The organism is Arthrobacter sp. B3I4 (assembly GCF_030816855.1).
GTDB lineage: Bacteria > Actinomycetota > Actinomycetes > Actinomycetales > Micrococcaceae > Arthrobacter.
The window spans coordinates 2,584,360-2,596,747 of the sequence record NZ_JAUSYK010000001.1; the positions used below are offsets into that span (position 1 = coordinate 2,584,360).

9 protein-coding genes are annotated in these 12,388 nt (G+C 68.0%); 5 read left to right on the forward strand and 4 right to left on the reverse strand.

All coding sequences use genetic code 11. The features are described from left to right. Positions 1 to 38: 38 nt before the first annotated feature. Positions 39 to 1,199 carry an aromatic acid exporter family protein gene (locus QFZ61_RS12315; RefSeq protein WP_307036402.1) on the forward strand — a complete coding sequence of 387 codons (1,161 nt, stop codon included), beginning with the start codon at positions 39 to 41 and terminating at the stop codon, positions 1,197 to 1,199. A gap of 88 nt (positions 1,200 to 1,287) precedes the next feature. Here the strand turns inward: QFZ61_RS12315 and QFZ61_RS12320 are convergent, their stop codons facing one another. The 3 genes from QFZ61_RS12320 to QFZ61_RS12330 are packed head-to-tail and all read right to left on the reverse strand — an operon-like array spanning position 1,288 to position 4,919. Next, the gene (locus QFZ61_RS12320) at positions 1,288 to 2,202 is read right to left on the reverse strand and encodes a MaoC/PaaZ C-terminal domain-containing protein (protein ID WP_307036404.1); all 915 of its coding nucleotides are present in this window, start codon (positions 2,200 to 2,202) and stop codon (positions 1,288 to 1,290) included. Further along, positions 2,199 to 3,539, reverse strand: a complete 1,341-nt coding sequence (locus QFZ61_RS12325; RefSeq protein ID WP_307036406.1) for a 3-oxoacyl-ACP reductase — start codon at positions 3,537 to 3,539, stop codon at positions 2,199 to 2,201. Before QFZ61_RS12325 ends, QFZ61_RS12320 begins: the two co-directional genes overlap by 4 nt. Before the next feature lie 9 nt (positions 3,540 to 3,548). After that, the gene (locus QFZ61_RS12330; RefSeq protein ID WP_307036408.1) at positions 3,549 to 4,919 is read right to left on the reverse strand and encodes an acetyl-CoA C-acetyltransferase; all 1,371 of its coding nucleotides are present in this window, start codon (positions 4,917 to 4,919) and stop codon (positions 3,549 to 3,551) included. A gap of 77 nt (positions 4,920 to 4,996) precedes the next feature. Here QFZ61_RS12330 and QFZ61_RS12335 point away from each other — a divergent pair, with 77 nt between their 5' ends. Together QFZ61_RS12335 and QFZ61_RS12340 are read left to right on the forward strand one after the other, a co-directional pair. Continuing rightward, a complete protein-coding gene (locus QFZ61_RS12335; protein ID WP_307036411.1) occupies positions 4,997 to 5,701 on the forward strand; it encodes a TetR/AcrR family transcriptional regulator in 705 nt (234 codons plus the stop codon). Positions 5,702 to 5,764: 63 nt separating this feature from the next. Beyond that, positions 5,765 to 7,960 carry an acyl-CoA dehydrogenase gene (locus tag QFZ61_RS12340; RefSeq protein WP_307036413.1) on the forward strand — a complete coding sequence of 732 codons (2,196 nt, stop codon included), beginning with the start codon at positions 5,765 to 5,767 and terminating at the stop codon, positions 7,958 to 7,960. A gap of 106 nt (positions 7,961 to 8,066) precedes the next feature. On the opposite strand, the gene glgA is transcribed toward QFZ61_RS12340, so the two are convergent. Next, positions 8,067 to 9,266 (reverse strand): glycogen synthase, encoded by a 1,200-nt coding sequence (gene glgA / locus QFZ61_RS12345; protein WP_307036415.1) that lies wholly within the window; start codon positions 9,264 to 9,266, stop codon positions 8,067 to 8,069. A 102-nt stretch (positions 9,267 to 9,368) separates the two neighbouring features. Between glgA and glgC the strand changes: the two genes are divergently transcribed. After that, positions 9,369 to 10,787, forward strand: a complete 1,419-nt coding sequence (gene glgC / locus QFZ61_RS12350; RefSeq protein WP_307036417.1) for a glucose-1-phosphate adenylyltransferase — start codon at positions 9,369 to 9,371, stop codon at positions 10,785 to 10,787. A gap of 54 nt (positions 10,788 to 10,841) precedes the next feature. Further along, positions 10,842 to 12,326 carry an SDR family oxidoreductase gene (locus tag QFZ61_RS12355; RefSeq protein WP_307036419.1) on the forward strand — a complete coding sequence of 495 codons (1,485 nt, stop codon included), beginning with the start codon at positions 10,842 to 10,844 and terminating at the stop codon, positions 12,324 to 12,326. Positions 12,327 to 12,388 lie beyond the last annotated feature (62 nt).

Consider the following 12,388-nt stretch of genomic DNA (forward strand, 5'->3'; position numbering starts at 1 on the left):
AGTTGTAGCAGCAACGCCGCGGCCCTAGGGTGGGCCGGATGGCTAACGATACTGAACACGACGGCGCTGGCCATCCAGCCCGGCTGCGCAGGCTGACCCGCACCGTCGGCGCAAGAGTCTCATCGGCCTTGTTGTGGCCGCGGCTTCAGCTGGCCACCAAAGCCGCCCTCGCAGCGGGCATCGCGTTCTACATCGCGCCCTTCATGCCGGGCTCCGCGTCGAACTATCCGTACTACGCCCCGCTCGGCGCCCTCGTGGCCATGTATGAAAACGTCTCCGGCTCCATGCGGCAGGGCTTCCAGACGCTTGTCGGGCTCGCGATCGGCATCGGGCTCGCGTTCATGTTGTTCAGCCTCGGCGAACCGTCCCCGGTGACCGTCGCCATTGTGATGGGGCTCGGCGTTATCCTCGCCGGCCTGCCCCGGATCGGCTCCGGCAGCGACTGGATCCCGACCGCGGCCCTGCTCGTCCTGCTGGTCGGCGGACATAACCCGGACCAATTCTCGTTCGGCTACCTGCTCCAAATGGGCGTCGGCGTCACCGTCGGGATCGTGGTGAACCTGCTGGTGTTCCCGCCGCTGCATTTCAAGGCGGCGGCGCTTAGCCTGGCGGAGCTCCGGCTGACGCTCGCCCGGCAGCTCGGGGACATGGGTATGGCCCTGCAGGAGAACTGGCCGCCGGAGCACGAGGATTGGTCGCGGCGTTCGGAATCCCTGACGGCGCACACCCGTTCGGTCCGTGCCGCGGTGGAAAAAGCGGACGCGAGCCGGCGGGCCAACCCGCGGCGGCGGTTGCATCCGCGCGACGTCGAAGAGGATTACCGGAACCTGCGGGACCTGGAACGGCTCACCTTCCACATCCAGGACGTGACCCAGGTGCTCTCTGACGTCATCTGGGCCAGTGACCACCCGTTCGTAATCCCGGACGGACAGTCTGAACCGCTCGCCCGGGCCATGACCCTGGTGGGCGACCTGCTGCGCGCCATCGAAGAGGACACACCCGAGCGGCAGGCCGAGCTTCTCAAGGAGGCCGAAGCCGCCGTCAAGGACCTCAGCGTCCTCGCCGCCTCCGGACATCAGCCCGGATCGGCCCCGAGCGCCGTGGAGTCGATCTCACTGAGTCTGCACCGCATGCTGCGGGTGGTCAAGAAAGTTGACCCCACCCGCGAACCGGATGCCTCATCCACCGGCGCGAACTAGGCGGACCGCATCCCAGCGCCACGCCCCACGCGACAAGGGCCGTCTCCGGTACTTCCCGGAGACGGCCGTTGCCGCGCGCGGACGAGTCCTACTTCAGCGGGGAAACCGACCCGCTGAAGTGTTTGCGCCCCGCGTGCGGGCTCCAGGCGACATACTCGGAGCCCCGCCACGCACCGTCCTCGCCCTGGACGGTGCTGATGTCCAGTGCCACCCGGGCAGGCAGGAAGACCGGCGCATCAAAGGCCACCTCCCACCTGAACGCCTCCCCCTTGGCGGCCCCGACATCGGCCAGGGCGCGGGACGCCAGATACATGCCATGGGCGATGGAGCGTCGCAGGCCGAGGGCCTTGGCACTGAGGACACTGAGGTGGATCGGGTTAAAGTCACCGGAAACGGATGCGTAGGCCCGTCCGGTGTCGACGCCGAGCTGCCACAACGCCGTCGGATCGGGGGCCGTGAAAGGACCCGGCGCCGCCGCGACGGAGGGCTTGTCGATTCCGGGAAGGAACACCGCCTTGGCGAGGTAAGTGGAGACGCCGCGCCACCGGACCAAGTCTTCTCCCGCGCCGCGGACCTCGGCGACGAGGTCCAGCTGGGTGCCGGACCGGTGGCCGCGCAGGTTCTCGGCCCAGGCTCGGATGTCCAGCGCCTCCGTAAACAGCACCGGAGCGGACTGCACGACGCTGTTGTTGAGGTGGATCATGCCCAGCAGCGGCAAGGGAAAGTCATCCCGGTTCATGACCGACATGGACAGTGGAAAGGCCAGGGCGTGGAGAAAACCGGCGGGCAGGATATCGCTCGCCGTTTCACCGATCAGGTGCTGGTAGGCCGTCAGGTTCTCCACCCCGGCCCGCACGCCGCGGACCTCGTGCGCGCTGCCGGGCAGTTCCGTGCCGGCATGGTCGCCAAGCAGCCGCCGGCGGGCCGCCATGGCGGCAGCATTGACGTAAAGCTTGGAGAGCGACGGCATTTCAGCCAGCAGAACAGGTTCGGGAACGCTCATGCGCCCACCAGGTTCTGGCCGCAGACGCGCAGGACCTCTCCGGAGATGCCGCCGGCCGCGTCGCTGGCCAGGAAAGCAATCGCCTCGGCCACGTCAGCGGGCCGGCCGCCCTGCTGCAGCGAGTTGAGCCGGCGCGCCACCTCCCGGGTGGCGAACGGGATCTTGGCGGTCATCTCGGTTTCGATGAAACCCGGAGCGACGGCGTTAATAGAGCCGCCGTGCGCTGCGAGCAGCGGGGCGGTTGCCCGGACCATGCCCATGACGCCGCCCTTGGACGCGGCGTAGTTCGTCTGGCCGCGGTTGCCGGCGATACCGCTGGTGGAGGCGACGGAGACAATCCGCGGTGAGTTCCGGAAATGTTCCGAGGCCAGCAGCGCCTCATTGATCCGCAGTTGCGCTGCGATGTTGACGGCAATCACCGAGTTCCACCGGCCCTGGTCCATATTGGCCAGCAGCTTGTCCCGGGTGATGCCGGCGTTGTGGATCACAATGTCGAGCCTGCCGTGGCGCTCCACGGCGTGGTCGATAATCCGCTGCCCGGCGTCTTCCCGGCTGATGTCGAGTTGCAGGGCGGTGCCGTGCACTTCGTTGGCGACGTTGGCGAGGTGGTCCCCCGCGGCGGGGATGTCGACAACGACGACCGTAGCGCCGTCGCGGTAGAGCGTGCGGGCGATCGCCGCGCCGATCCCCCGGGCGGCACCGGTTACGACTGCGACCTTGCCGGCGAGCGGCTTCTCCACGTTCGGCGGCAGCGACCCGGACTCCGAGGTGACGGTGAGGAACTGCCCGTCGACGAACGCCGAACGCCCGGACAGGAAGAACCGCAGCGCGCCCAGGGTGCTCGGGCTCGTGGTCGTGGCGCCGTCAGCGAGGACGATGCCGTTGCCGGTGGCACCGGCGCGCAGTTCCTTGGCGAGGGAGCGCAGCAGTCCGTCCACGCCCTGCCGGGCCGCCGCGGCCGCGGGGTCCGGCGCGCCGGCTGCGTCGCGGGAGACGGTGATGACGCGGGCGTTGGCGGACAGGTCGCGGAGCGAGGCCGCGGCTGCCAGCACCGGCTTTTCGAGGTCCTCCGGCCGGCCGGCCTCGTCCAGCACCAGAATGATGGCACCGAGTTTCTCGCGCGGCACTGCGTGGCGGCGGACGTCGACGTCCCAGGACAGCAGCGTGGCGGCAAGCTCCTCGGCGCCGCTGCCGATGCCCTGGACCAGGATGGGTCCCCGTACCAGCGGCTGGCCCGGTTCGTACCGCCGGAGCGCGACGGGCTGCGGCAGCCCGAGCTTCCTGGCGAGGTCCCGGCCGAAGCCCTTGCTTACGAATTGGGTGTATTTGTCAGTCATCCGGTCCCCCTAGTGTGCTTCGAGAATGGCCACGACGCCCTGGCCGCCGGCAGCGCAGATGGAGATGAGCCCGCGTGCGGGGCGGCCGTCCACCTGCCCCTTGGCGTGCAGCATCTTTGCCAGTGAGGCCACGATCCGGCCGCCCGTTGCGGCGAAGGGATGCCCGGCGGCGAGCGAGGAACCGTTGACGTTGAGTTTGGCCCGGTCGATGGTGCCCAGGGCGCCGTCGAGGCCGAGCCGGGTGCGGCAGAATTCCTCATCCTCCCAGGCAGCCAGCGTGCTGAGCACTGTGCCGGCGAAGGCCTCATGGATTTCGAAGAAGTCGAAGTCCTCAAAGCCCAGGCCGTTCCGGGCGAGCAGGCGCGGAACGGCGAAGGCCGGAGCCATCAGCAGGCCGTCCTTGCCGTGGACAAAATCGACGGCGGCGGCCTCGCCGTCGAGCACGGTGGCCAGTTTGGGCAGGTCGTGCGCGTCGGCCCACTCCTCCGAGGCGAGCAGCACGGCGGCGGCGCCGTCCGTGAGCGGGGTGGAGTTGCCGGCCGTCATGGTGGCTTCTGCTCCGAGGTTCTTGCCGAAGACCGGCTTGAGGGTGGCGAGTTTCTCCAGCGTGGTGTCGGGGCGCAGGTTGGAGTCCCGGCTCAGCCCGCGGTACGGCGTGAGCAGTTCATCGAAGAAGCCGGCGTCGTAGGCGGCGGCGAGGTTGCGGTGGCTGTTGTAGGCCAGCTCGTCCTGGGCTTCGCGGGTAATTTTCCATTGCGCCGTGGTCAGCGCCTGGTGTTCGCCCATCGACAGGCCGGTGCGGGGCTCGCCGGTGTTCGGGGCGTCGGGAGCGAGGTCCTTGGGCCGGATCCGGCTGAGCACCTGGAGCCGCTGCGGCAGGGTCTTGGCCCGGTTCAGGTCCAGCAGGATTTCGCGCAGACCCTCGCTGACAGCAATCGGGGCGTCGGAAGCGGAATCGACGCCGCCGGCGATGGCGGAATCGATCTGGCCCAGCTTGATCTTGTTGGCCAGGCCCAGCACGGTCTCGAGTCCGGTGGCGCAGGCCTGCTGGAGGTCGTACGCGGGGGTCTCGGCGGAGAGCGCCGAGCCGAGGACCGCTTCGCGGGTGAGGTTGAAGTCGCGGGAGTGCTTGAGCACGGCGCCGGCGGCAACTTCACCGATCCGTTCGTCCTGCAGCCCGAAGCGGGCGATCAGCCCGTCGAGCGCCGCCGTCAGCATGTCCTGGTTGGAGGATTTGGTGTAGGCGCCGCCGGTGCGGGCGAACGGGATGCGGTTGCCGCCGACGATCACGGCCTTGCGGAGCTGCGGCGCTGCGGCGGATCCTGCGGCCGGCGTGGCGGTGTCTTTCGGTCCGGGCGCTGGCGTTCCGTTTTCAGGCATGTGCTGTCTCCTTTGATCCAACCGATGGGCGATCGGTGCGGTTACTGATACTTAGCGTACCTGATACGCTGGGTATCGTGAACATCCTCAAGGCGGCCCCGTCCGCAGCCGACAGTACTGTCCGCGCTGCAGTTGACGGCCGCGCCTCGCGCTGGCAATCACACCGCGAGGAACGGCGTCGTGAACTGATCAAGGCGGCCCGGAAAGCGGTCCACGCGCTCGGCAGCGAAGCCTCGATGGAAGACATCGCTGCGGCCGCCGGGACCTCCAAGTCCGTCTTCTACCGCTACTTCGGCGACAAGGCCGGGCTCCAGCAGGCAGTAGGCGAAGTGGTGCTCAGCCAGATGCAGCGCCGGATCCAGGAAGCCGCGCAGAGCGCCCAGAGCCCGCGGGAAGGGCTGTATGCCATGGTCTCGGCGTATCTGCAGATGGCCGAGACAAGCCCGAACGTCTACACCTTTGTTACCCGCTACGCACCCGGAGAGCCGGAGAGCCACAACGGCGCGATCGCCGCGGCCGGAGCGCTGGGCCACTTCTTCGATTCGATCAGCGACATGATCGCCATGCCCATGCGGCAGCAGCTGCGGGCCGCCCCGGGCAAGGAAGCCGTGATCGGCTTCTGGCCCAATGCCGCGATCGGACTGGTCCGCAATGCCGGTGAGCAATGGCTCGCCAGCCCCGACTCTGCCGCCAAGCCCGGGCAGGAAGCCATGGCACGCCAGATCACGGACTGGCTGTGCTTCGGCATCGCCCCGGAACTCCAAGAACCACCGGTCCCCTGACCGGACCGCTGTCCCCCGACCCCTTGCCAGATATCCAATGTCAGTGCCAACGAAGGAATCGACATGACTGAATTAGCGGACCGCACCGCGGGCCACACCACTTCCCCGGCAGCTAAGCCGGGAACCGCAACGGCGCCGGCGCGCGCGGGCGGCACCCCCGCCGTCGACGTCGCCGCCCTGGGCGAACAGCTGCTCGGCAAATGGGCAGCGGTCCGCCGGCAGGCCCGGGAACTCGCCGGCCGGCCGGAACTGCACAAAATTGAAGGCCTGACCCACACCGAGCACCGCGAGCGTGTCTTCGGCCAGCTCAAGGTCCTCGTCGACAACGGTGCCGTGCACCGCGCCTTCCCCGCGGAAGTCGGCGGTTCGGACGAGCACGGCGGCAACGTGGCCGGTTTCCAGGAGCTGGTGATCGCGGACCCCTCGCTGCAAATCAAAGCCGGTGTGCAGTGGGGCCTCTTCGGCTCCGCCGTGAACCACCTCGGCACCGAGGAGCACCACCGCAAGTGGCTCCCCGGCATCATGAGCCTGGAGATCCCGGGCTGCTTCGCCATGACGGAGACCGGCCACGGCTCGGACGTCGCCAGCATCGCCACCACCGCCACCTACGACGCCGCGACCGAGGAATTCGTCGTGCACACACCGTTCCGCGCGGCCTGGAAGGACTACATCGGCAACGCCGCCAACGACGGCCTGGCCGCCGTCGTCTTCGCCCAGCTGATTACCAACGGCGTCAACCACGGCGTGCACGCCTTCTACATGGAGCTCCGCGACCCGGACACCAAGGAGTTCCGGCCCGGCATCGGCGGCGAGGACGACGGCGTCAAGGGTGGACTGAACGGCATCGACAACGGCCGGCTGCATTTCAACCAGGTGCGGATCCCCCGGACGAACCTGCTCAACCGCTACGGCAATGTCGACGCCGACGGCACCTACAGCTCACCCATCGCCAGCCCGGGCCGCCGCTTCTTCACCATGCTCGGCACCCTGGTCCAGGGCCGCGTGTCGCTCGACGGCGCCGCGGTGACGGCATCCAAGCTCGCCCTCAAGACGGCCATCCAGTACGCCTCCGAGCGCCGGCAGTTCAACGCTTCCTCGCACACCGAGGAGGAAGTCCTGCTGGACTACCAGCGGCACCAGCGCCGGCTGTTCACCCGGCTCGCCACCACCTACGCCGCGAGCTTCGCCAGCGAACAGCTGCTGCAGAAATTCGACGACGTTTTCTCCGGCCGGGCCGACACCGACGAGGACCGGCAGGACCTGGAAACCCTCGCCGCGGCGCTGAAACCGCTCAGCACCTGGCACGCCCTCGATACCCTGCAGGAATGCCGCGAGGCCTGCGGCGGCGCCGGTTTCCTGATCGAGAACCGCTTCGCCTCGCTGCACGCCGACCTTGACGTCTACGCCACCTTCGAAGGTGACAACACGGTGCTGCTGCAGCTGGTCGCCAAGCGCTTGCTGGCCGACTATGCCAAGGAGTTCCGGAACGCTGACTTCGGCGTGCTGGCGCGGTACGTCGTGGGGCAGGCAGGCGGAGCCGCGATCCACCGCACCGGCCTTCGTGGCGTCGCGCAGTTCGTCGCCGACTCCGGTTCGGTGCAGAAGGCCGCCAGCGCCATCAAGGATGAGGCGGGCCAGCGGGCCCTGCTCACGGAGCGCGTCCAGGCCATGGTGGCCGAAGTCGGCAGTGCCCTCAAGGGTGCGAACAAGCTGCCGCAGCAGCAGGCGGCCGCGCTGTTCAACAGCCACCAGAACGAGCTCATCGAAGCTGCGCAGGCGCACGCTGAACTGCTGCAGTGGGAGGCCTTCACCGAGGCGCTGGGCAAGGTCGCCGATCCGGGCACCAAGGCCGTGCTGACCTGGCTGCGGGACCTGTTCGGCTTGTCCCTGATCGAGAAGAACCTGTCCTGGTACCTGATGCACGGCCGGCTCTCGATGCAGCGCGCCCGTACCGTCGGCGACTACATCAACCGGCTGCTGGTCAAGATCCGCCCGCATGCCCTGGACCTGGTGGACGCGTTCGGCTTTGCCCCTGAGCACCTTCGGGCCGCGATTGCCAGCGGAGCGGAAAAGTTCCGCCAGGACGAGGCCCGCGAGTTCTTCCGGCAGCAGCGTGCCAGCGGCCAGGGGCCGGTGGATGAGAAGATCCTGCTCGCCCGCGCGCCCCGCGGTGACAAGCCGCATGCCGGCAAGTCCGGTAAGTCCGGTAAGTCCGGCAAGTCCGGCAACCCACAGAAGGGCCGGTCCCCGCGCGGCTGAGGCCTTCGGCTGGCGCCCGCGCCGGACACGACGACGGCGCCGCCTCCCACGGGGGCGGCGCCGTCGTCGTTACTGCCAGCCGGCGTCGATACTGCGGCCAGCGTCGTTACTGCGGCAGCACTGAGCGGTAGACCTCGAGCGTCGTTTCCGTGATGGATTCCCAGGAGAAGTGCTCCTCGGCGCGCTGCCGGCCGGCCCGGCCCATCGCCCGCGCCCGCGCCGGGTCGGAGACGACCTCGGTCAGGGCGGCGGCGAACTCGGTCACGAACTTCTCCGGATCCAGCGGGGTGCCGGTTCCGTCGGTGACCTGCTCGAGCGGCACCAGCAAACCGGTCTCGCCGTGCTGGACGACCTCCGGGATGCCGCCGGTGGCGCTGGCCACCACTGCGGCCCCGCAAGCCATGGCCTCCAGGTTCACGATGCCGAGCGGCTCATAGATGGAGGGGCAGGCGAACGCGGTGGCGTGGCTGAGGACCTGGATCAGTTCATGCCGTGGCAGCATCCGTTCCACCAGGATGACGCCGCTGCGTTGCGCCTGCAGTTCCTCGATCAGCCGGGCGGTCTCCGCGGCGAGCTCGGGCGTGTCCGCAGCACCCAGGCACAGCACCAGCTGGACATCGGCGGGCAGCTTGGCTGCGGCGCGGAGCAGATAGGGAACGCCCTTTTGCCGCGTGTTCCGGCCCACGAAGACGACGCTGGGCAGCGACGGGTCCATTCCGAGGGCCCGGACGGCGTCCTCGCCCTCGTCCCGGTTCCAGAGGCTGACGTCGATGCCGTTGTGCACTACCCGGACCTTCGCGGGGTCCACGTCGGGGTAGCTGCGGAGGATGTCCTGCCGCATTCCTTCCGACACGGCGATGATCGCGGCGGCAGCCTCATAGGCGGTTTTTTCCACCCAGGAGGACAACGCGTAGCCGCCGCCGAGCTGCTCGGCCTTCCACGGCCGAAGCGGTTCCAGGCTGTGCGCGCTGAGCACGTGCGGAATGCCGTGCAGCAGGGCGGCGATGTGCCCGGCCATGTTGGCGTACCAGGTGTGCGAGTGCACGAGGTCAGCGCCCGCAACGTCGGGGACGATCCTCAGGTCCGTGCCGAGGGTCTGCACCGCGGTGTTGGCCCCGGCCAGATCCTCCGGTACGGCGTAGGACGTCACGGTAGCGCCGTGGTAGTCGGGATCGCGTGGCGCACCGAAGGCCCGCACCTTCAGGTCCACCTTCTGGGCCAGCACCCGGCTGAGTTCGGCCACGTGGACGCCGGCGCCCCCATAGATTTCGGGCGGGAATTCTTTCGTCACTATGTCTATTCGCACAAACCCCAAGGTAGTCGTTCCAGCTGATCTGTTCTAGTGTGAAGAGGTCCGGGCACACCGGACGGTTTTGGGGAGATACGAAGGCGTTCAGGAGCGATCATCATGCCGCAGCAGAAAAAAGTCTTGGCCATCGTCCTTGCAGGTGGCGAGGGAAATAGGCTGATGCCGTTGACGGCCGACCGGGCCAAGCCCGCCGTACCGTTCGCCGGCAGTTATCGCCTCATTGATTTCGCCCTTTCCAACCTGGTGAATTCGAATTACTTGCAGATTGTCGTCCTGACGCAATACAAATCCCACAGCCTGGACCGTCACATTTCCGAGACGTGGCGCATGTCCACGCAGCTGGGCAACTACATTGCCTCCGTTCCCGCCCAGCAACGTGTCGGTAAGAGCTGGTTCCTGGGCAGTGCGAACGCGATTTACCAGTCCCTGAACCTGATCCATGACGCCAACCCCGACATCGTCGTCGTCGTCGGCGCGGACCACGTCTACCGGATGGACTTCGCGCAGATGGTCAGCCAGCACGTTGCCAGCGGGGCCAAGGCAACAGTTGCGGCAGTCCGGCAGCCGCTGCACATGGCGGACCAGTTCGGCGTGATCGAGGTGGACCCGGACAACCCGGAGAAGATCGCGGCGTTCGTGGAGAAGCCGTCCTCCACACCGGGGCTCGCGGCGGACCCCAGCCAGTTCCTGGCCTCCATGGGCAACTATGTCTTCGACGCCGATGCCCTCGTCGCGGCGCTCCACGTCGACGCCGAACGGCTCGACACCAAACACGACATGGGCGGTGACATCATTCCGTACTTCGTGGACCAGGGCGAGGCGGGGGTCTACGACTTCACCCTCAATGACATCCCCGGTTCCACCGAGCGGGACCGCACGTACTGGCGCGACGTCGGCACCATCGATTCCTTCTACGACGCCCACATGGACCTGATCTCCCCCGTGCCGGTGTTCAACCTCTACAACTCCCAGTGGCCCATCTACACGCGCCAGAGCATCTCCCCGCCGGCCAAGTTCGTCCGCGGCGAGGGCAACACCGTCGGCACCGCGCTGGACTCGATCGTGGCCGGGGGCGTCGTGATCTCCGGCGGCATCGTGGAGGGCTCGGTACTCGCCAACGACGTCTACGTCAGCACCGCCAGCCGGGTCCTCGACTCCGTGCTGATGGACAAGGTGCAGGTGGGGGCCGGGGCCGTCATCAAGCGTGCCATCATCGATAAGAACGTGCGGATCCCGGCCGGTGCCGCGATCGGCCTGGACGCCGAACTGGACCGTGCGCGCGGCTTCAAGGTCACCGATTCCGGCATCACCGTCCTTGCCAAGGGACAGCAGGTGCCCGAGCCCGGCGATGACGAGCGGGCCCTCTCGGCCGCAAACCTCTACCTGGTGCCCGATGCCGTGCGCACCGCCACCGAGAACTGGCCCGCCGGCAGGGAGTCCGTGGAAAAGGTGGGCGAGGTGCACGCCGCCGCCGTCGGCGTCGAGCTGCCCGGCAAGGCCACTACCAAGGCGGACTAACCGGCCCGGCGCAGGCGTCGTGGCGCGCGCCGGGCAGACTGTAAAATTGGGCCAATGAGCTCTCCCCATCTGCCCAACGAACCCGCGCCTGCGGCCCCTGCACTGACCCCGGCAGAAATCGCAGCCTGCCTCAAGGTGCTGAACAGCATCCACGTCTACGACGAGGAACACCCTGACTACGTCTCCATCCGGCGGGCGACCGGCAAGATGTTCAAAGCGGTTAAGCGCCACCGCAGGGTCACCAAACGGGATCTCATCGCCGAGGCGGACCGCGCCGTTATAGCCCAGACCGCAACCGCGGCACCGGACCGGATCGACGATGAGACGCGCGGCAACAAGCTGGCGCCGTCCGCCACCGGTGAAGTGGCCGGGCACCTGCTCCGCTCGCGGCCGTGCTACATCTGCAAGCAGCACTACACCCAGGTGGATGCCTTCTACCACCAGCTGTGCCCGGAATGCGCGCACTTCAGCCACAGCAAGCGCGACGCCCGCACCGACCTGAACGGCCGCCGCGCCCTGCTGACCGGCGGCAGGGCCAAGATCGGCATGTACATTGCGCTGCGGCTGCTCCGCGACGGCGCCCACACCACCATCACCACCCGCTTCCCGAAGGACGCCGCTCGGCGCTTCGCCGCGATGGAGGACAGTGCCGACTGGCTGCACCGGCTGCGGATCGTCGGGATTGACCTGCGCGACCCCTCGCAGGTGATGGCCCTGACGGATTCCCTCGACGCTGCGGGGCCGCTGGACATCATCATCAACAACGCCGCCCAGACCGTCCGCCGCTCAGGGAACGCCTACCAGCCGCTCGTGGACGCCGAAGATGAGCCGCTGCCGGCGGAACTGCAGGTGGCCAACGGCGGGCCGGAGCTTGTCACCTTCGGGCACGCCCACGACAAGCACCCGCTGGCTCTGGCCAGCTCCGTGCTGGACCACCCGGTCCTGGCCGGTGACGCGATCACCTCGCTGGCGCTGTCGACCGGTTCCGCCTCCCTGGAGCGGATTGCGTCCGGTACCGCCATCGACGCCGGGGGCCTGGTTCCGGACCTCGCCACGATCAACAGCTGGACCCAGGTGGTGGACGAAGTCGATCCTTTGGAGATGCTCGAGGTGCAGCTGTGCAACGTGACCGCGCCGTTCCTGCTGGTCAGCCGGCTGCGCGGGGCGATGAAACGGTCCACGGCGCGGCGGAAGTACATTGTCAACGTCAGTGCCATGGAAGGCCAGTTCTCCCGGGCCTACAAAGGGCCCGGGCACCCGCACACCAACATGGCCAAGGCCGCGTTGAACATGATGACCCGCACCAGTGCCAAGGAGATGCTGGAAACCGACGGCATCCTGATGACCGCCGTCGACACCGGCTGGATCACCGACGAGCGGCCGCACTACACCAAGGTGCGGCTCATGGAGGAAGGCTTCCACGCCCCGCTGGACCTCGTTGACGGGGCTGCCCGGGTCTATGATCCGATCGTCATGGGCGAGGCCGGCGAGGACCAGTACGGCGTCTTCCTGAAGGACTACAAGCCGAGCCCCTGGTAGGCCTCTGCTTAGCAGGCCGGTGGCGGTCCGGCCACGGGCCGATTGGCCCTAATGTGGCCGGG

Bases quoted from the DNA above. Each gene is read 5' to 3' on its own strand.
- QFZ61_RS12315 (WP_307036402.1), top strand. From the start codon at position 39: ATGGCTAACGATACTGAACACGACGGCGCTGGCCATCCAGCCCGGCTG.
- QFZ61_RS12325 (WP_307036406.1), bottom strand. From the start codon at position 3,539: ATGACTGACAAATACACCCAATTCGTAAGCAAGGGCTTCGGCCGGGAC.
- QFZ61_RS12330 (WP_307036408.1), bottom strand. From the start codon at position 4,919: ATGCCTGAAAACGGAACGCCAGCGCCCGGACCGAAAGACACCGCCACG.
- QFZ61_RS12340 (WP_307036413.1), top strand. From the start codon at position 5,765: ATGACTGAATTAGCGGACCGCACCGCGGGCCACACCACTTCCCCGGCA.
- QFZ61_RS12355 (WP_307036419.1), top strand. From the start codon at position 10,842: ATGAGCTCTCCCCATCTGCCCAACGAACCCGCGCCTGCGGCCCCTGCA.
- glgC (WP_307036417.1), top strand. From the start codon at position 9,369: ATGCCGCAGCAGAAAAAAGTCTTGGCCATCGTCCTTGCAGGTGGCGAG.
- QFZ61_RS12320 (WP_307036404.1), bottom strand. From the start codon at position 2,202: ATGAGCGTTCCCGAACCTGTTCTGCTGGCTGAAATGCCGTCGCTCTCC.